This window comes from Phyllobacterium sp. 0TCS1.6A, assembly GCF_026420825.1.
Classification (GTDB): Bacteria; Pseudomonadota; Alphaproteobacteria; order Rhizobiales; family Rhizobiaceae; genus Phyllobacterium.
Genome location: NZ_JAPMAB010000009.1, coordinates 170,257 through 188,884, shown reverse-complemented (window position 1 = coordinate 188,884; position 18,628 = coordinate 170,257). Strand labels below are relative to the sequence as shown.

Genomic DNA, 18,628 nt, shown 5'->3' with positions numbered 1-18,628 from the left:
GTTTTAAATTAGCTTCGACGTGCATAGTTTTTTATCGATAAAGATCGGATTGAAACAGCGCCCTCTCGATCCGGTCAGTAAATAAATCAACCGGCGCTTTGAGAGGAACGCAACCCATGAATTCATTCGGAAGAACCATCCGCCGCAGAACCATTCTCGCCACGGCAGGCGCGGCTCTCGTCGCCGCAACCCTTGCCGGCGTCCCCGCCAGGGCGCAGGACGTGACGATCCCGATCATCGTGAAGGATACAACCTCCTTCTACTGGCAGATAGTGCTGGCCGGCGCGCGCAAGGCGGGCAAGGAACTGGGCATCAAGGTGCCGGAGCTTGGAGCACAGGCGGAATCCGACATCAACGGCCAGATCTCCATACTGGAAAACGCCGTCTCGGGATCGCCGGCGGCAATCGTGATTTCGCCGACGGAGTTCAAGGCCCTCGGTAAGCCGATCGACGACGCCGCCGAATCCGTCAAGATCATCGGCATCGATTCAGCGGCCGATTCAAAGGCGTTTACCTCCTTCCTGACCACCGACAATATCCAGGGTGGCCGCGTCGCCGCCGATGGTCTGGCGGCGGCCATAACGGAGGCCTTCGGCAAGGCGGAAGGCGAAGTTGCGCTCATCACCGCGCTTCCGGGAGTCGGATCGCTCGATCAGCGCGCGCAGGGCTTCAAGGAGCAGCTGGCAGCCAAATATCCGGGGCTCAAGCTCGTGGCCGACAAGGTAGCCGACGGCCAGGCGACCACCGGGCTCAACATCACCACCGATCTGATAACCGCCAATCCGAACCTGAAAGGCATCTTCGCTTCCAACCTGATCATGGGGCAAGGCGCGGGCCAGGCGATTGCTGAAAACAAGGCCCAGGACAAGATCAAGCTGATCGCGTTCGACAGCGACGAGAAGCTGGTGAAGCTGCTCAGTGACGGCGTCATCCATGCCCTCGTCGTGCAGGACCCGTTCCGGATGGGCTATGACGGCATCAAGACCGCGCTCGCCGCCTCCAAGGGCGAGAAGGTGGAAGCGAATGTCGATACCGGCGCCAACCTCATCACCAAGGCCAATATGAACGAGCCAAGGGCGCAGGAACTCCTCAATCCCAAGCTGGATTAACGGAACGGGCGGCGGCGCACACCGCCGCCCAATTCTTTTGGCAAGGCGCGGGACGGTTCGGTTCGAACCGCTTCGGCCACCATTCAGAACCGGCGAGGCGTCATGACAAGCCAAGATTCTGCACCGCATTCTGTCACCGGCCGCGTCCAATCGGCGCCAATCCTCGAGCTGCGCGGGCTTGAAAAGCAATATTTCGGCACCCATGCGCTGAAACCGGCAGACCTTGCCTTCGAAGCAGGGGAAATCCACGCGATCGTCGGTGAGAACGGCGCGGGAAAATCGACGCTGATCAAGCTTCTTACCGGTGTCGTCCCGCGCACGGCCGGCGATATCTACTGGCGCGGCGAGCCTGTGGGTCTGAAGACGCCGCTGGAGGCGATCCGCCACGGCATCAATGCCGTGCATCAGGAAGTGGTGCTGTGTCCGCATTTGAGCGTCGCCGCCAATATTTTCCTCGGCGAGGAACGCCAGCGCTTCGGGCTGCTGCGTCACCGCAGCATGGTGCGTGAAGCACGGAAGATCCTCGACGATCTCGGCTTTGACCTGCCCGCCGACGCCCTGCTCGGCGACCTGACGATCGGCCAGCAGCAATTGATTGCGACGGCGCGCGCGGCAACGCGCGGAGCGCGGTTCCTGATATTCGACGAGCCGACGGCGTATCTTACCCGCAAGGAGGCTGCACAGCTCTTCACGCTGATCCGCCGCATGCAGCGCGAGGGCGTCACGATCATCTATATCAGCCACCGCCTCGAGGAAGTCTTCGAGCTTGCCGATCGTGTTTCGGTTTTGAGGGACGGGACGCTTGTCGGCACGAGGAACATCGGCGAAACAAGCGAGAACGAACTGATATCCCTGATGATAAACCGCTCCATCGAGCAGATTTATCACAAGGATAGCTTCAGCTTCGGCGCAACCGTGCTCGAAACGCGCAATTTGTCGGGACCGGGTTTCCAGGACATATCGCTCAGCGTCCGCGAAGGCGAGATTGTCGGCCTCTACGGGCTGATCGGCGCCGGGCGGAGCGAATTCGTCTCGGCAGTGTTCGGCCGCCAGCCGAAGACGTCAGGCTCCATCCTCTGGCAGGGCGAGGAAGTGGCGATCCGCCGCGAGCGCGATGCGATCAAGCTCGGGATCGCCCTGGCCCCGGAAAGCCGGCGCGACCAGGGCCTGTGCCTGTCCCTGCCGGTCAGCCTCAATCTCAACCTGCCGATCTACAAGCAGTTGAGCCGCAACGGGCTTGTTTCCTCGCGCGAGGAGAAGGCGCGCGCCGACCGCCAGATCGCCGATCTTCGGATCAAGACGGCCGGGCGATCGGCGAGCGCCGCCAGCCTCTCCGGTGGCAACCAGCAGAAGATCGTCATCGGGAAATGGCTCAATCATGGCGCCAAGCTCTTCATCTTCGACGAGCCGACCGTGGGTGTCGACGTCGGGACGAAAGCGGAGATCTACCGCCTCTTTTCCGCGCTTCTTGCGCAGGGCGCCGGTATTATCCTCATCTCTTCCTACCTGCCGGAGGTCTACGAGCTCGCCGATACGCTCCATGTATTCCGCCGGGGCGAAATCGTTGCCAGCCATGCCCATAACAGCGCGAGCCACGAAGATATTCTGAGCCGGGCCCTCGGCTCGGCGCCAGTTACCTCCACCAATGCCGCCCCTGGAGATTTGAACCGATGAGTATCGAAAACACCGAAGCCGCCATTTCGCCGAGGAAGCGATTCAACATTCTGTTCGGGTTGACGCTGTTTGCGTTGCTGCTGGTGCTCTGGCTGATCCTGGGACTGTCGACAACGACATTCTGGACCAGCAACAATATGGCCAACCTGCTGCGGCAGGGTGCGATGATCGCCATCCTCGCCGTCGGGCAGACTTTCGTGATCATCACAGGCGGTATCGACCTTTCCGTCGGCGCCATAGCGGGCTTTGCCAGTACCGTGGTGGCACTGCTTCTGGCCCAGGGATTCCCGATATGGGCGGCTATTTCGATCACCCTGCTGATCGGCGTGGGCATCGGCCTCTTTCATGGCTTCGGCATCGTCCGCATGGGGCTGCCGCCGTTCATCATAACGCTCGCCACGCTGACCTCGCTGCGCGGCGTCGGGCTGCTGCTGACGAATGGCGCGACGATCTCGATCGACAATGACGCCTTCACCGACTTCTCGCGCAACGATTTTCTCGGTGTGCCGAACCTTTTCTGGATGGTCATCCTCGTCGGTGTTCCGGCCTATATCTTCCTGCAGCACAGCCGCTGGGGCCGTTACCTGTTTTCCGTGGGCTCCAATGCCGAGGCCTCCCGCCTTTCCGGCGTTAACGTCAAAGGGACGATCTATCTCGCCTATACGCTCTCGGCCGTCTGTGCGTCTTTCGTCGGCATCCTCCTCGCCATGCGCATCGGCGTCGGCAATCCGACGCAGGCCGAGGGCTGGGAGTTGCAGGCAATCGCTTCCTCGGTGATTGGCGGTACGAGCCTCTTCGGCGCGGTGGGATCGGTGCAGGGACCGCTTCTCGGCGCATTCATCCTCGCCACCATCAACAATGGTGCGAACCTCCTGAACGTGAATTCGTTCTGGCAGCGGGTGATAACGGGCGTCCTGATCATCGTCATCGTCTATTTCGACCAGCTCCGGCGGCGCAAGGGCTAGTGAACCCGAATCTGAAGTAGGCAAGGTTGAACCTCGCGGCAGCACGCCTATTGTAGGTCTTGCTGAAACAGGTGCGAGGAACTGCCATGGCCTATGAACTGTACTATTGGGACGGATTGCAGGGGCGCGGCGAATTTGTCAGGCTGGCGCTCGAATGTGCCGGGGCCGATTATGTCGAAGTGTGCCGGGCCGAGGACGGCAAGGGCATGGGCGCCATGATGAACATTCTGAAGGGCCGGGCTTCGCCGTTCACGCCCTTCGCTCCGCCCTTCCTCAAGGATGGCGATGTCCTCGTCTCGCATGTCGCCAACATCCTGTTCTACCTCGCTCCGAAGCTCGGACTGGCCCCAAAAACCGAGTTCTTGCGCTACTTTGCCAATGGCCTGCAGCTCACCATCACGGATTTTCTCGCCGAGGTGCACGACACGCATCATCCGATCGCCACGTCCCAATATTACGAAGACCAGAAGGAGGCGGCGAAGTTGCGGGCGACCGATTTCCTGAAGCACCGCATGCCCAAATTCCTGGATTATTTCGAACGGACCCTCAAGGAGAACCCGGAGAAGTCCGGGCACCTCGCCGGTGGCGGGTTCACCTATGTCGATCTTTCGATTTTTCAGGTCATCGAGGGGCTTCGCTACGCATTCCCCCGCGCCACCGCCGGCCTGGCCAAGGCATATCCCGGTCTGGTCACACTGCGCGATGTCGTGGAGCAGATTCCGAATGTGCGAAACTACCTCGCCTCGGAGCGCCGGCTGGCCTTCAATACCTCCGGCATCTTCCGGCACTATCCTGAGCTCGACTTGGATCTCTGAGCAAGGTTCGAGCCGATTTCCTCTGGACATGCCGTTTTGAAGGCGCTCCATTGGCGATGTTCGCCATTTCGGAGGAAATCATGGAACGTCATCTCGTCAAGGCCGGCGTTTTCGCCGTAGCGCTCAGTCTCGCGCTTTCTCCAGTCAATGCCGCCCTCGCCGCTTCGCCCGAACCGGTGGCCGCCGAGCACGGCATGGTGGTCAGCGCCCAGCACCTCGCTTCGGAAGCAGGGGTGAATGTGCTGAAAAGCGGTGGCAATGCGGTCGATGCAGCGGTTGCCGTCGGTTACGCACTGGCCGTTGTCTATCCGGTTGCAGGCAATATCGGCGGTGGCGGCTTCATGACCATCCGTCTCAAGGATGGCACCACGACCTTCCTCGACTTTCGCGAGCGTGCCCCCCTTGCTGCAACCAAGACGATGTATCTCGACGACAAGGGCAATATAGCCAAGGGCCGCAGCACCGAGGGCTATCTCGCCGTCGGCGTGCCGGGATCGGTTCTCGGGTTCGAAACGGCTCGCGAGAAATATGGAACGAAGTCCCGGCAGGAACTGCTCGAGCCAGCCATTCGGCTCGCCCGTGACGGTTTTGTGCTCGATCAGGGAGATGCCGCGACTTTCGAGGAAGGCGTCGGCATGCTGGCCAAGGACAAGGCCGCAGCGGCGATCTTCCTGAAACCGGACGGGAAGGCCTATACGGCCGGCGAGACCCTGAAACAGCCGGATCTCGGCACCGTTCTGGCGGAGATATCGGAGAAAGGATCCGACGCCTTCTATAAGGGCGCTGCCGCCGAAGCTATCGTCAAGGCCAGCCAGGATAGTGGCGGCATCCTCGCCAAGGCGGATTTCGAGCAGTACAGCGTGCGCGAACTTGAGCCGATCAAGTGCAATTATCGCGGATATGACATCGTTTCCTCGCCGCCTCCAAGTTCCGGCGGCGTAATCGTCTGCGAGATATTGAATGTGCTCGAAGGCTATCCGCTGGGCTATCTCGGCAGCGGCTCGGCGCAAACGGTCCATGCGATGGTGGAGGCCATGCGCTTCGCCTATGTCGATCGCAACAAGTCCCTCGGTGATCCCGATTTCGTCGACAATCCCGTCGAGCAACTGGTCGACAAGAAATATGCGAAGGAAATCCGCGACAAGATCAGCCCCTTCAAGGCCGGCGTGTCGCAGGATCTGATGCCGGAAGGCTTCGGCGAGAGCAAGGAGACGACGCATTATTCCATCGTCGACCAGGAGGGCAATGCAGTCGCCGTCACCTATACGCTCAATGGGTCCTTCGGTGCGGGGGTCGTCGCACCCGGAACCGGCATCCTTCTCAACAATGAAATGGACGATTTCACCTCGAAGCCGGGTTCGCCCAACCTTTATGGGTTGGTGCAGGGTGAAGCCAATGCCATCGCCCCGAAGAAGACGCCGCTCTCATCGATGAGCCCGACCATCATTTCCAGGGATGGCCGCCCGTTCATGGTGATCGGAAGCCCGGGCGGCGCGCGCATCATCACCATCACGCTCGAGGCGATCATCAATGTCATCGACCACGGCATGAATATTCAGGAAGCGATCGATGCACCGCGCATTCATCACCAGTGGCTGCCCGATCGTGTCTATATGGAGCCCTACGCGCTTTCCGCCGATACGATGAAGGTCCTGACCGAGATGGGCCACGATGTCGGAATCGACAAGGATTGGCCGGTCTGGGGCCAGGCGGCGGGTATTCTCGTTGGCGGCAAGAGCCTCGCCGCTATCGAGGAAGGTGGAGGCGCCCGCTATTACGGCGCCATGGACAGTCGTTCTGGCTCCGGCGCGGCAAAGGGCTACTGACCCGCTGCCGTTCGTCAGGAGGAAGAGCCAAATCTCTCCATTCGGTCCCGCAGGAGCCGAATGGTCCGGCTGTCGGCATTGGCGAAGGCGAAACGCAGAAATTGCGATTGGCCTTCGCCGAAATATTCGCCGGGTATCGCCAATATGCCGGCTTCCTTGGCCAGTCTTTCCGCCACTTCCACGGAGTTTTTTCCGTCGAACGGGTGGCGGATGAAGGCGAAATAGGCGCCGACCGCCTCCAGATGCCATCCTTTCAGGCCGGACATGGTTTCGCGCAGCGCCTGCGCACGTCTTTCGATCTCCACGCGGTTTTCCTCGCGCCAATCGGTCAGGGCCGGAATAGCCTTCGCGACGGCATCCTGCGCGGCGCGCGGCGGGCAAATCTGCAGATTGTCCATGATCTTCGCGATCGCCGACACGACTTCGCTTCCGGCAGTGATCGCGCCAAGCCGATGGCCGGGGATGCAATAGGACTTCGAGAAACTGTAGAGCTGGATCAGACTGTGCTGCCAGTCCGGCCGCGCAAACAAATCATGCGGCTGGCCGGCTCCGACAGGAAGAAAATCGCGATATGTCTCGTCGAGGATCAGCCATATCCCCCGTGACCGGCAATAGTCGAAAATCTCAAGCAGCCGCTCCGGCGGGTAGATCGCGCCGGTCGGATTGTTGGGCGTCACCAGAGCGAGCGCCCGCACCTTGTCGTCCATGGCGGACGCCACGGCATCGACCGTCGGTACGAAACCATCTTCGGCACGACAGGTTACGTGGCCGACATCGATGCCAAACATCGCCAGCGTCGTCTCGTGGTTGAAATAGAACGGGTCGGTCAGCAATATCTTTTCGCCCGCGGCGGCGGTTGCCAGCGCAGCGCAAACGAAGGCCTGGTTGCAGCCCGAAGTTATATGGATATTGGCCGGTGACAGATCGGCGCCATAGATCTCGCCGACATGCGCGGCATAGGCGCGCCGCAGGGCCTCTTCCCCCTCTATCGGGCCATAATTCGAAAAGGTCGCTGACGAGGCTGCGTCGCCCAGCCATTCCAGCATGTCCGGATGCGGCGGATAGCCGGGAACCGCTTGCGAAAGGTCGATCAGCGGGCCGAGCGCGCCATCATAGGCGCGGCCCCAGGCCTGGACGGCGGGAATAGGCGGAGGAGACAACCGGGAGACGAGAGAATTGAGCGAAGCGCTGGTCATTGGAATTTCCTGGGCATGATGTTGGGCAATTGCATAACCGCCGGACACGACAATGTCATGCCAGAAGTTTGCCGGCGTTTGACGATTGATTTTGCCGCGTCTTTTCCTTGATAATGACGGCAGGGCAAATCAGGGAAATATCGACATGTCATCTTGGGACGAGAAAAAACTCGGTGAACTGCGCGCGAAATATGGCGAGAGCCATGGCGGCGAGCTCTTCGATGCGCGGTTTCGCAAGGTGGCCGACAAGATATTCTCGAAGAACGGCACGCGGCTTGCGCCCTATGCCGGCGTTCCGACCTTCCTCACCGCTCCCTACATGCCGGTTGATGCAATCGCTCCCGACTTCGGCAATTTGCAGGTCGCAATCGTCGGCGTGCCGATGGACCTCGGCGTGACCAACCGTTCCGGCTCCCGCTTCGGGCCGAGAGCGCTCAGGACGATCGAACGCATCGGCCCCTACAACCACTTCCTGGAATGCGCGCCCGTCTTCGATCTGCGGGTCGCCGACATCGGCGATGTTCCCTTCGTCACCCGCTACCGGCTCGAGCAATGCCATGACGATATAGAACGCCGCTTCAACCAGATCGTTGCGGCGGGCGTCGTTCCCCTTGCCGTTGGCGGAGACCACTCTATCACCCACCCCATCCTCAAGGCGGTGGGCAAGGACCGCCCTGTCGGAATGATCCACATCGATGCGCATTGCGACACGGGCGGCGCATTCGACCAGACGAAGTTCCATCACGGCGGACCGTTCCGCAATGCGGTGCTCGATGGCGTCCTCGACCCCACCCGCACGATACAGATCGGTATCCGCGGCTCGTCCGAATATTTGTGGGAGTTCTCGTATGAATCCGGGATGACAGTCATCCATGCGGAAGAGGTGACCGGCCTCGGCATCCCCGCCATCATCGAGAAGGCCCGGGCCATTGTCGGCGATGGGCCGACCTACCTTTCATTCGACATCGACAGCCTCGATCCGAGCTTCGCCCCGGGAACGGGGACGCCGGAAATCGGCGGGCTCACCACGAGGGAGGTCCTTGAACTCGTCCGTGGGCTGAAGGGCATCAATCTCGTCGGCGGCGATGTCGTGGAGGTCGCGCCGCAATATGATGCGACGACGAATACGGCACATGCCGGCGCGCAGACCCTGTTCGAGATACTGAGCCTGATGGTGTTCAGCCCCTTCGTCCAGAAGAACGGAAACTAGCCGATCATGACAGATGCGGTAGAAGCGGACGTTCTCATCATCGGGGCGGGCATTGCCGGCGTCGGCCTGGCGGCAGCCCTTGCCGATACCCACAAGGTCGTCATCATCGAACGTGAAAGCCAGGCCGGCTATCACTCCACCGGACGTTCCGCCGCGATATTCCTGCCAAACTATGGCAATGACGCCATTCGCGCGCTCAACAAGGTCAGTGCGCCACTCTTCGAGAATCGCGAGCAGGATCTGTTTCCGACGCCGCTCCTGACGCCCCGTGGCAGCCTGACCGTCGCTTCCGAAGCCGGCGTCGATGCTTGCGCCGAATTCATACGCAATGCCGTCGGCGTCGAGGCAATCAGCGTCGATCAGGCTGTCGGCATGGTTCCGATCCTCGACCCGGCACAGATCAAGGCGGCGGCCTTTCAGAAGGACGCTCAGGACATCGATGTCAATGCACTGCATCAGGGCTGGCTGCGAAAGGCGGGACGTCTCGGCGTGAAGATGTTCCTCGACAGCGAGGCGGTGACCGCAGAATATCGCAGCGGCGCTTGGGACGTGGAGACCGGAAAGGCGAGGTTCCGGGCGCCGATCGTCGTCAACGCGTCCGGCGCCTGGGCCGACGTCATCGCCCGGCTCTTTGGTGCGCGGCCGCTTGGCCTGACACCACTGCGCCGTTCGATTGCGGTTCTTCCCGCCCCGGAGGGTCACGACCCGCGCAACTGGCCGCTGGTCGATGACGTCAACGAGGATTGGTATCTGAAGCCCGATGGCGGGCGTCTGTACGTCTCGCCCTGCGACGAGGTTCCAGTCGAGCCGCATGATGCCTATGTCGATGACATGGTACTGGCCGAAGGGCTTTACAGGTTCGAACAAGCCGTCACCATATCGGTCGACCGCGTCGAACGGAGCTGGGCCGGTCTTCGTACTTTCGCGCCAGACAGAACGCCCGTGGCAGGATTCGACCGTCAGGCAAAGGGGTTCTTCTGGCTGGCGGCGCAGGGCGGCTACGGTATTCAAACCTCGCCGGCGCTTTCGAAGCTTGCGGCCACGCTGATCCGCGGCGAACAGCCGGAACCCGCACTCGAAGCCATTCTCGACAGGCTGTCGCCCTCCCGCTTCGACGCATGAAAGCCGCTATTCGGCGGCTTCCATCTGGAACTTTGCCAGGATTTCGCGGATTTCGGCGCGGCAGGAGCCGCAATTTGTGCCTGCCTTCAAGGATTCGCCGATCGATGCGACCGACAAGCATCCATTCTTCGCGGCGTGTTCGATCTCGTTTCGGCCGACCGAGAAGCAGGAACAGATGATCGCGCCCTTGTCCGGTGTATCCTGCCCGGGCCGCCCGGCGAGCAATTGCATGCGCGAGCGCGGATCATGGTCTTGCTTCGCAAGCTGCGAACTCAGCCAGCTTCGCGACGCCATCACGGGCGTGCGGTCGACATAGAGTGCTCCGACCAGTTCCGCGCCGTCGAACAGCGCCAAGCGATATTGACCGCTGCCGGGATCGTGATAGGCCAGAAGCTCGGCGTCGCTCGCCACCGCAAAGAGCTCGCGGGCGAATGCCGCCCAATCCGCCGGCTCGTTGCAATCTGCGAGTTCGAGCCTGTATCCGCCGCCGGTGCGCGCCATGGCCCAATACCGGGTTTGAGGAGGCACTGGCGAGCGGGTGACCGCAAATCCGTACCACGCGGCGGTGTAGCCGCGCAGCCCGACCCGCGCCATTTTCAGCGCCGGCTGCCCCGAAATGGGATCGGTGGCGGCGGTGACCATGGCATCGACGCGGGCCATCGAGGCGAATTCATTGGTCCAGTGCATCGGAACGAAGACATTGCCGCGCTGCTGGCGATCGGTGATCAGCGCTCGCATGATTGCCGAACCGTGGTCGTTTTCGATCGAAACCAGCTCCGCCTCGCCGATCCCGAGTTCGACGGCATCATGCGGATGCAGTTCGACGAACGGCTCGGCATAGTGGCTGGAAAGCCGGGCGCTCTTGCCGGTTCGCGTCATCGTGTGCCACTGATCGCGGATGCGGCCGGAATTGAGCGTGAAGGGGAAGCGAGGGTCCCGGTTCTCGGCCTGCCAGGGCCTTACCGCAACAAACCGCGCCCGCCCGTCGGGTGTGTAGAACCTGCCGTCGCCAAAGAAGCGCTGGCCGTCACGCGCTGCATTCGACGGCAAGGGCCATTGGAACGGCGCCAGCCGATCATAGGCGTCCCGCGATATGTCGGCGTGGGCACCGATATCGAAATCGCGCTGTCCGGAATTGCGATAACCCGACAGCGCCGCGTGCTCGGCGAAAATCTCTGACGGACCGCGATAGGCGAAGGCAGCGCCGAAACCCATGCGCTTGGCCACGTCTGCGATGATCCGCCAATCGGGCCGCGCCTTCCCCGGCAGCGGCAGAAATGCCCTTTGCCGTGAAATGCGCCGTTCCGAATTGGTAACCGTGCCGTCCTTCTCGCCCCAGCCGGCGGCAGGCAGGAGAACATCGGCGTAGCGCGCCGTATCGGTTTGTTCCTGGATATCCGAGACGACGACGAAGGGACAAAGCTCGAGCGCCCTTGCCGCCAGATCCGCCTCCGGCATGGAGACCACGGGATTGGTCGCCATGATCCAGACGGCCTTGACCCGGCCATCGGCGATCGCCTTGAACAGATCGACCGCCTTCAAACCCGGCTGCGACGGCAATGAAGGCGACTGCCAGAACTCCCGGACCAGCCGGCGATGATCCTCGTTCTCGATATCCATGTGGCTGGCCAGCATATTGGCAAGGCCGCCGACTTCGCGCCCGCCCATGGCATTTGGCTGTCCCGTCACCGAAAAGGGGCCGGCGCCGGGCTTCCCTATGCGCCCCGTGCAGAGATGGCAATTGATGATTGCATTGACCTTGTCCGTCCCGCCGGCCGACTGGTTGACGCCCTGACTATAGACGGTTACGCACCGATCGGTGGCGGCAAAGAGCCGGTAGAAGCGGTGGATTGCCTCGATGGCGAGCCCCGTCAGAGCCGCTATCTCGGACAGATCATACTGCCTCGCCACGGCAAGCGCCTCCTCGAAGCCGCTGCAATGGCGCTGGATATAGTCCCTGTCGATGATGTTTTCGGCGGCGAGATAGCCCAGAAGACCGACGAAGAGGGCTGCATCGCCATCCGGCCGGATCGCCAGATGAAGATCGGCCATATCTGCAGTCATCGTCCTGCGTGGATCGATCAGGACGATCTGCATATGCGGGCGCGCGGCTTTGGCCGCAACCAGCCTTTGATAGAGCACGGGATGGCACCAGGCGAGATTGGACCCGGTAAGGATAACGAGGTCTGCCTGTTCGAGGTCTTCATAGCACCCCGGCACGGTGTCCGAGCCGAAGGCTCTTCTGTGGCCGGCAACCGAGGACGACATGCAGAGGCGCGAATTGGTGTCGATATTGGCGGAGCCGATGAAACCCTTCATCAGCTTGTTCGCCAGATAGTAGTCTTCCGTCAACAACTGCCCGGAGACGTAGAACGCAACGCTGTCGGGTCCATGTTCCTCTATCGTCCGGGAAAACCGCTCGGCCACGAGGTCGAGAGCTTCGTCCCATTCGGCGGGCCTGCCCGCGATTTTCGGCTCGAGCAAACGCCCCTCGAGCCCGACGGTTTCGCCAAGCGCCGAGCCCTTGGAGCACAGCCGGCCGAAATTTGCCGGATGATCCGGATCGCCGGCGATGGCGACACTGCCGTCATCCTTCCGTTCAGCGAGGATGCCGCAGCCGACACCGCAATAGGGGCAGGCAGTGCGAACGTTGGTACCGCTGGTTTCCATCGGCTATTCTGCCGCCACGGCCAGCGGTTCCAGCCGCGCCAGGATGCGATCTCCTTCAAGCTTGATATCGATCGTCCTGACGCTGCCCTCGTCGGCGCCGAGTGCCTTGCCGGTTTCGAGCGAGATCACCCAATTGTGCAGCGGGCATGTGACTGCCGCGCCATGCACTATGCCCTGGCTGAGCGGTCCGCCCTTGTGCGGGCAATGATCGTCGATGGCGAAGACGCGATCTTCCATCGTCCGGAAGACGGCGATCTTTCCTTGCGGGGTCATGACGCAGCGCGCGCCGCGGCGGGGAATGTCGTTGATCGAGCCGATGGGAGTCCAGTTCGTCATAATGTCACTCCGCTGCATGCTGGTAGCCGACTGTCGCCATGGGCTGGAATTCGTGCTTGTCGACGCCCGAAACCCGCTCGGACCAGGGATCGACCTGCGCGAATTTCTGGCTGAAGACGAAGCGCTCGAAGAAGGCCTTGCGCTTGTCCGCATCGTTCATGATCTGCCGGCGGATTTCCTCGATGCCGACCCGCTTCGCCCATTTGTAGATGCGTTCGAGGTAGCGCGCCTGCTCGCGGTACATCTGCGTCAACGCCACGACATGTTCGAGGGCTTCGTCCTCGGTCTTGACGAGGCCGAGCACTTCCGTGCCCTTGATGTCGAGCCCGGCGGCACCGGCGAAATGAATCTCGTAGCCGGAATCGACGCAGACGATGCCGACATCCTTGCACGTCGCCTCGGCGCAGTTGCGCGGGCAGCCGGAGACCGCCATCTTCACCTTGGCCGGCGTCCACGACCCCCACATGAACTTCTCGATCCTTATGCCGAGGCCGGTGGAATCCTGCGTGCCGAACCGGCACCAATCGGTGCCGACACAGGTCTTGACGGTGCGGAGGCCCTTGGCATAGGCCTGCCCCGAGACGAACCCCGCCTTGCCGAGATCCGCCCAGACGGCCGGCAGGTCCTCCTTCCTGATGCCGAGCATGTCGATACGCTGGCCGCCCGTCACCTTCACGGCCGGAATCTCGAACTTGTCGACGACGTCGGCGATCGCGCGCAATTCCTTGGAGCTGGTCATGCCGCCCCACATTCTGGGTACGACGGAATAGGTCCCGTCCTTCTGGATATTGGCGTGGACACGTTCATTGATGAAACGCGACTGGTAGTCGTCCGCATATTCATCCGGCCAATCGGCCACCAGATAGTAGTTGAGCGCGGGCCGGCACTTGGCGCAGCCGCATGAGGTCTTCCACTCCAGTTCCTGCATGACGGCTGGAATGGTCTTGAGCTTCTTGGCCTTGATCAGGCGGCGGACATCATCATGGCCGAGATCGGTGCAACTGCACATCGGCGTGACCGCAGCAGGATTGTAGCTATCGCCAAGCGTCAGTGCCAGAAGTTGCTCGACCAGGCCGGTGCAGCTGCCGCATGAGGCGGAGGCCTTGGTGTGGGCGCGCACATCGTCCAGCGAGGTCAGGGCCTTGCCTGTGATCGCATCGGTAATCCTGCTCTTGCAGACGCCGTTGCAACCGCAGATCTCTGCGTCATCTGGTAATGCTGCAACGGCCGCCATAGGGTCCAGCGGCGATCCTCCCTGGTAGGATTGCCCGAAGATGAGCGTTTCGCGCATCTCCGAAATATCCGTCTTCTTCTTGGTCAGGTCGTGGAACCATGCTCCGTCCGACGTCTCGCCATAAAGAACGGTGCCGATGATGCGGTTTTCCTTCAATACAAGGCGCTTGTAGACGCCGGCGGAAGCATCCCTCAGCACGATTTCCTGGCGGTCCTCCCCCTCCGCCAGATCGCCGACGGAGAAGAGATTGATACCCGTGACCTTGAGCTTTGTCGGCGTTTCGCTGTGGACGAAGGCGGCGCTCGCGTCGCCGGACAATTGCGCCGCGGCCACGCGGGCCATCTCGTAGAGCGGCGCGACCAGGCCGTAGCATTGTCCGCCGACTTCCGCGCACTCGCCGACAGAGAAGATGTCGGGATCGGACGTGCGCATGCCCGTATCCGTCAGGATACCGCGATTGACGTCGAGCCCCGCCTCCTTGGCCAATGAGGCATTGGGACGGATGCCGGCTGCCATGACCACGAGGTCGGCAGGCAATAGCGTGCCATCGGCCAGAAGAACGCCTTCCACCTTACCGGCGCCGACGATCTCCTTGGTACTGGCCTTGGTGCGGACCTTGATGCCGCGCTGCTCCACCGCCTGTTCGAGCAGGTATCCGGCGGCGGGGTCCAGCTGCCGCTCCATCAGTGACGGCATGATGTGCAGGACGGTGACGTCCATGCCGCGCGACTTGAGGCCGGCGGCGGCTTCCAGCCCGAGCAACCCACCGCCGATGACGATTGCGCGATTGCGCGATTGCGCCGCCAGAAGCATCGCGTTGACGTCGTCGAGGTCACGGTAGGTGAGCACGCCGGGAAGATTGTTGCCGGGAACAGGCAGAATGAAGGGAACCGAGCCGGTGGCGATCAGCAGCTTGTCATAGGATTCCGTCGTGCCGGCATCGGACGTGACAGTCTTGGCGACGCGATCGATCTGGACCACCTTGTGGCCCTTGTACAGCATTATGCCGTGCTTGATGTACCAGCCATCGCCGTGAATGACGATCTCCTCGAATTCCTTCTCACCGGAAAGCACCGGCGACAGCATGATGCGATCGTAATTGACCCGCGGTTCGGCGTTGAAGATGGTGATCTCATAGGCGTCGGGTGCCTGTTCCAGCAGATGCTCGAGCGCACGGCCGGGCGCCATGCCATTGCCGATGACCACCAGTTTCTGTTTCTTGCTATTGGACATATCAAGCAGCCTCCATCAGGCGGTGGCGTTCGTAGAGGAATTTCAGCACGCCCGACCGGCAGCGGAGATAGGTCGGATCCGAGACCAGCTCGACCCGCCGGCGCGGCCGCTCCAGCGGAACGTCGAGAACTTCGCCTATCCTGGCGGAGGGCCCGTTGGTCATCATGACGATGCGGTCGGAGAGCAGGACGGCCTCGTCGACATCATGGGTGATCATGATCACCGTATTGGCGAGTTCCGCATGAATCTGCATCACCTGGTCCTGGAGATGCGCGCGGGTCAGGGCATCCAGTGCGCCAAAGGGTTCGTCGAGCAGCAGCACCTTGGGTTCCATCGCCAGCGCCCGGGCAATGCCGACGCGCTGCTTCATCCCTCCGGATATTTCCGATGGGCGCTTGTCGCGTGCATGGACCATCTGCACGAGTTCAAGGTTGCGGATGGTCCAGTCATGGCGTTCCTGGCGCGATTTGGTGCGCCCGAACACCTTGTCGACGGCGAGTTTCACATTCTCGTAGACTGTCAGCCATGGCAGCAGCGAATGGTTCTGGAAGACGACAGCCCGATCCGGCCCCGGCAGGTCGACGACCGAGCCCTCAAGGAACACGACGCCGCGCGTCGCCTGGGTCAGGCCGGCAACAATGTTCAGCAGGGTCGATTTCCCACAGCCGGAATGGCCGATGATGGAGATGAACTCGCCCTTGTCGATGTTCAGCGATACCTGCTTCAGCACCTGCGTGCTCGTGCCGTCCCTGCTGAACACCATGTCGATCTGTTCGAGTGCGAGATATGATTTTGACATGGCGATCCCTCAGTTGCTTGCCGTATTGCGGGTGACTATTCTGGCGATGGCGGCGATGGCGCGGTCGAGCAGGAAGCCGACGACGCCCACATAAACGAGGGCCAGGATGATGTCGCTCATGCGCGAGGAGTTCCAGGCATCCCAGATGAAGAAGCCGATCCCGACACCACCGATCAGCATTTCTGCAGCCACGATGGCGAGCCACGACAGCCCGATGCCGATCCGCAGGCCGGTGAAAATATAGGGCGCAGCGGCGGGCAGCATGATCCGGGTGAAATATTCGAACTGATTGAGCCGCAGCACGCGCGCCACATTCTGATAATCCTGCGGAATATTGCGTATGCCGACGGCGGTATTGATGATGATCGGCCAGATCGCCGTGATGAAGATCACGAAGATGGCCGACGGATTGCCATCCTTGAACGCGGCGAGCGACAGCGGCAGCCATGCGAGCGGTGGCACGGTGCGCAGCACCTGGAAGATCGGGTCGAGCCCGCGCATGGCCCATTCGCTGCGGCCGACCAGTGCGCCAAGCGCGATCCCCGCTGCCGCGGCCAGGCTGTAGCCGAGCGCGACGCGCTTGAGGCTGGCGAGGACGTGCCAGAACAAGCCCTGATCGACGCCCTGGCCGACATAGAACGGATCGACGATCAGCTCCCAGGTCTCTGCGACCACCCGCGACGGCGGCGGCACGCTGGCGTCCGGCGAAGAGCAGATGATCTCCCAAAGGACCAGGAGAAACAGGAGCGTTATCACCGGCGGCAGGATATGCGAGCCGAGATTGGCGATCCATTTGAGGAAGGGGTTGGTGTCCCTGGCCGAGCGCGGCGCAATGGCGAGCGGCACGACCTTGGCCATGGGCTTGGTTTCCTTGACGATGGGGGCTTCGCTTGCTGACATGATCTATCCTTATGCGAGATGCTTTATGGCCAGGCTGTCGAGATAGGCCTGCGGATCGCCGGGATCGAAGGTCTTGCCGTCGAAGAAGGTTTCCACGCCGCGCGACGTGCCGGACGGAATGTCGGCCGCGGCCACGCCGAGGTCCTTCGCTGCCGCCCGCCAGAGGTCTTCGCGGTTCACCTGGGCGACCAGGGCGTCGATGTCGGTATCCGGTGCGAACTTGCCCCAGCGGATGTTCTCGGTAAGGAACCATTTGTCGTGGCTCTGGAACGGATAGGAGGCGTGATCGCGCCAGAACTTCATGAGATGCGGACTGGAGTCTTCCACCCTGCCGGAGCCGTAGTCGTATTCGCCCTTGAGCCGCCCGGCGATGTCCTTGGGTGGAACATTGAACCAGGCGCGCTTGCCGACGATTGCGGCGAGTTCGTCCTTGTTGGCCGGTGCGTCGGCCCATTGCTGCGCCTCCATGACCGCCATGAGCAGCGCTTTGGCGGCATTCGGGTGCTTTTCGACCCAATCGGCACGCATGCCGAGCGATTTCTCCGGATGCTTGCCCCATAATTCGCCGGTATTGACCGCGGTATAGCCAATGCCCTGATTGACCAGTTGAGCATTCCACGGTTCGCCAACGCAGAAGCAGTCCATGGTGCCGACCTTCATGTTGGCCACCATCTGCGGTGGCGGTACGACGATCGTCTCGACATCCTTGTTCGGATCGATGCCTCCAGCTGCCAGCCAGTAACGCAACCAGAGATCATGGGTGCCGCCGGGGAAGGTCATGGCGACCTTTGCCGGATTGCCGGCTGCTTTCTTCTGAGCGAAGGCCTCCTTGAGAACGCCCGCATCGGTGCCCGCGGCCAGCTCCTTATAGGCCGAGCCGACGGAGATGCCCTGGGCGTCCAGATTAAGCCGCGCCAGGATGACCATGGGCAGCGGCTGGTTGTTCTGGGTGACCTTGCCGGCGCTGATGAGGTAGGGCATCGGCGTCAATATATGTGCGCCGTCAATGCCGTTCCCCTCGGAACCGAGCACCAGATTGTCTCGCGTCGTGCCCCATGACGCCTGCTTGACGACTTCGACATCCGGCATGCCATGTTTGGCGAACAGGCCCTTTTCTTTGGCCACGATCAGCGGCGACGCATCGGTCAAGGCGATGAAGCCCAGAACCGCCTTCGTGGTCTCGGGGCCGGCCCCGGCGGCGTAGGCGCCTGCCGGCATGGCTGCCCGCGCCGCCGCCAGCAGAGCCATGGCACCACCGGCCTTCAGCAATTTCCGTCGCCCTATATTCGGCATTCCATTCATCGGGTTCCCCTTCAACCGGATCAAAAACGAAAAAACGCCGCTGAACAGAGCATCGCCGGTTGATCCGGCCACGCTCGATTTAGCGACGTCTGTGTCTCATTGCGCATCTCTGGATGCGCTCGGCTCGTCTCCGTTGACGATCCGCAATTAGCTATGCAAGGTCCGTGCCAACTCGGTAAAAACCGTTAAGCGATTGGAATCGAACGGATAATATTGGCGCCTGTGTTTTGGCACGCC

At 61.7% G+C, this 18,628-nt stretch carries 15 protein-coding genes; 8 read left to right on the top strand and 7 right to left on the bottom strand.

Annotated elements, in window-relative coordinates; genetic code table 11:
- Positions 1-116: 116 nt before the first annotated feature.
- The 5 genes from OSJ75_RS18635 to ggt all read left to right on the top strand — a co-directional run bounded on the left by OSJ75_RS18635 (position 117) and on the right by ggt (position 6,389).
- Positions 117-1,109 (top strand): ABC transporter substrate-binding protein, encoded by a 993-nt coding sequence (locus OSJ75_RS18635; RefSeq protein ID WP_250019741.1) that lies wholly within the window; start codon positions 117-119, stop codon positions 1,107-1,109.
- Between the two features lie 102 nt (positions 1,110-1,211).
- Positions 1,212-2,783: a sugar ABC transporter ATP-binding protein gene (locus OSJ75_RS18630; protein WP_267229067.1), complete on the top strand. Its 1,572-nt coding sequence runs from the start codon at positions 1,212-1,214 to the stop codon at positions 2,781-2,783.
- Positions 2,780-3,748: an ABC transporter permease gene (locus tag OSJ75_RS18625; protein WP_250019745.1), complete on the top strand. Its 969-nt coding sequence runs from the start codon at positions 2,780-2,782 to the stop codon at positions 3,746-3,748. The genes OSJ75_RS18630 and OSJ75_RS18625 overlap by 4 nt, the downstream gene beginning before the upstream one ends.
- A gap of 86 nt (positions 3,749-3,834) precedes the next feature.
- Positions 3,835-4,563 carry a glutathione S-transferase family protein gene (locus OSJ75_RS18620; RefSeq protein WP_267229066.1) on the top strand — a complete coding sequence of 243 codons (729 nt, stop codon included), beginning with the start codon at positions 3,835-3,837 and terminating at the stop codon, positions 4,561-4,563.
- 80 nt (positions 4,564-4,643) lie between these two features.
- Positions 4,644-6,389: a gamma-glutamyltransferase gene (ggt, locus tag OSJ75_RS18615; protein WP_267229065.1), complete on the top strand. Its 1,746-nt coding sequence runs from the start codon at positions 4,644-4,646 to the stop codon at positions 6,387-6,389.
- 14 nt (positions 6,390-6,403) lie between these two features.
- Here ggt and OSJ75_RS18610 read toward each other — a convergent pair whose 3' ends face one another.
- Complete coding sequence (locus OSJ75_RS18610; protein ID WP_267229064.1) at positions 6,404-7,585, bottom strand: aminotransferase; 1,182 nt, start codon at positions 7,583-7,585, stop codon at positions 6,404-6,406.
- Between the two features lie 145 nt (positions 7,586-7,730).
- Between OSJ75_RS18610 and speB the strand changes: the two genes are divergently transcribed.
- Both speB and OSJ75_RS18600 read left to right on the top strand, forming a co-directional pair.
- Positions 7,731-8,795 carry an agmatinase gene (gene speB / locus OSJ75_RS18605; protein ID WP_267229063.1) on the top strand — a complete coding sequence of 355 codons (1,065 nt, stop codon included), beginning with the start codon at positions 7,731-7,733 and terminating at the stop codon, positions 8,793-8,795.
- A 6-nt stretch (positions 8,796-8,801) separates the two neighbouring features.
- Positions 8,802-9,917, top strand: coding sequence for an NAD(P)/FAD-dependent oxidoreductase (locus OSJ75_RS18600; protein ID WP_267229062.1), 1,116 nt, complete (start codon positions 8,802-8,804; stop codon positions 9,915-9,917).
- Positions 9,918-9,923: 6 nt separating this feature from the next.
- Here the strand turns inward: OSJ75_RS18600 and OSJ75_RS18595 are convergent, their stop codons facing one another.
- The 6 genes from OSJ75_RS18595 to OSJ75_RS18570 are packed head-to-tail and all read right to left on the bottom strand — an operon-like array spanning position 9,924 to position 18,391.
- Positions 9,924-12,587 carry a nitrate reductase gene (locus OSJ75_RS18595; protein ID WP_267229061.1) on the bottom strand — a complete coding sequence of 888 codons (2,664 nt, stop codon included), beginning with the start codon at positions 12,585-12,587 and terminating at the stop codon, positions 9,924-9,926.
- Positions 12,588-12,590: 3 nt separating this feature from the next.
- Positions 12,591-12,923 carry a nitrite reductase small subunit NirD gene (gene nirD, locus OSJ75_RS18590; RefSeq protein WP_250019754.1) on the bottom strand — a complete coding sequence of 111 codons (333 nt, stop codon included), beginning with the start codon at positions 12,921-12,923 and terminating at the stop codon, positions 12,591-12,593.
- 4 nt (positions 12,924-12,927) lie between these two features.
- A complete protein-coding gene (gene nirB, locus OSJ75_RS18585; protein WP_267229060.1) occupies positions 12,928-15,390 on the bottom strand; it encodes a nitrite reductase large subunit NirB in 2,463 nt (820 codons plus the stop codon).
- Position 15,391: 1 nt separating this feature from the next.
- On the bottom strand, positions 15,392-16,189 hold the full coding sequence (locus OSJ75_RS18580; protein WP_267229059.1) for an ABC transporter ATP-binding protein: 798 nt from the start codon (positions 16,187-16,189) through the stop codon (positions 15,392-15,394).
- Between the two features lie 9 nt (positions 16,190-16,198).
- Entirely contained in the window at positions 16,199-17,047 is an 849-nt protein-coding gene (ntrB, locus tag OSJ75_RS18575) for a nitrate ABC transporter permease (RefSeq protein WP_371929617.1), read from the bottom strand.
- A 51-nt stretch (positions 17,048-17,098) separates the two neighbouring features.
- Entirely contained in the window at positions 17,099-18,391 is a 1,293-nt protein-coding gene (locus tag OSJ75_RS18570) for a CmpA/NrtA family ABC transporter substrate-binding protein (protein WP_267229058.1), read from the bottom strand.
- Between OSJ75_RS18570 and OSJ75_RS18565 the strand changes: the two genes are divergently transcribed.
- Entirely contained in the window at positions 18,336-18,542 is a 207-nt protein-coding gene (locus OSJ75_RS18565; RefSeq protein ID WP_252597217.1) for a hypothetical protein, read from the top strand. The two genes, OSJ75_RS18570 and OSJ75_RS18565, sit on opposite strands and share 56 nt — an antisense overlap.
- Positions 18,543-18,628 lie beyond the last annotated feature (86 nt).

What these genes read in the sequence shown, in the direction of transcription:
- OSJ75_RS18600 (WP_267229062.1), top strand. Translation starts at nt 8,802, where the DNA reads ATGACAGATGCGGTAGAAGCGGACGTTCTCATCATCGGGGCGGGCATT.
- OSJ75_RS18570 (WP_267229058.1), bottom strand. Translation starts at nt 18,391, where the DNA reads ATGAATGGAATGCCGAATATAGGGCGACGGAAATTGCTGAAGGCCGGT.
- speB (WP_267229063.1), top strand. Translation starts at nt 7,731, where the DNA reads ATGTCATCTTGGGACGAGAAAAAACTCGGTGAACTGCGCGCGAAATAT.
- OSJ75_RS18620 (WP_267229066.1), top strand. Translation starts at nt 3,835, where the DNA reads ATGGCCTATGAACTGTACTATTGGGACGGATTGCAGGGGCGCGGCGAA.
- OSJ75_RS18565 (WP_252597217.1), top strand. Translation starts at nt 18,336, where the DNA reads ATGGCACCACCGGCCTTCAGCAATTTCCGTCGCCCTATATTCGGCATT.
- OSJ75_RS18630 (WP_267229067.1), top strand. Translation starts at nt 1,212, where the DNA reads ATGACAAGCCAAGATTCTGCACCGCATTCTGTCACCGGCCGCGTCCAA.
- OSJ75_RS18580 (WP_267229059.1), bottom strand. Translation starts at nt 16,189, where the DNA reads ATGTCAAAATCATATCTCGCACTCGAACAGATCGACATGGTGTTCAGC.
- ggt (WP_267229065.1), top strand. Translation starts at nt 4,644, where the DNA reads ATGGAACGTCATCTCGTCAAGGCCGGCGTTTTCGCCGTAGCGCTCAGT.
- nirB (WP_267229060.1), bottom strand. Translation starts at nt 15,390, where the DNA reads ATGTCCAATAGCAAGAAACAGAAACTGGTGGTCATCGGCAATGGCATG.
- OSJ75_RS18610 (WP_267229064.1), bottom strand. Translation starts at nt 7,585, where the DNA reads ATGACCAGCGCTTCGCTCAATTCTCTCGTCTCCCGGTTGTCTCCTCCG.
- OSJ75_RS18595 (WP_267229061.1), bottom strand. Translation starts at nt 12,587, where the DNA reads ATGGAAACCAGCGGTACCAACGTTCGCACTGCCTGCCCCTATTGCGGT.
- OSJ75_RS18625 (WP_250019745.1), top strand. Translation starts at nt 2,780, where the DNA reads ATGAGTATCGAAAACACCGAAGCCGCCATTTCGCCGAGGAAGCGATTC.
- OSJ75_RS18635 (WP_250019741.1), top strand. Translation starts at nt 117, where the DNA reads ATGAATTCATTCGGAAGAACCATCCGCCGCAGAACCATTCTCGCCACG.
- ntrB (WP_371929617.1), bottom strand. Translation starts at nt 17,047, where the DNA reads ATGGCCAAGGTCGTGCCGCTCGCCATTGCGCCGCGCTCGGCCAGGGAC.
- nirD (WP_250019754.1), bottom strand. Translation starts at nt 12,923, where the DNA reads ATGACGAACTGGACTCCCATCGGCTCGATCAACGACATTCCCCGCCGC.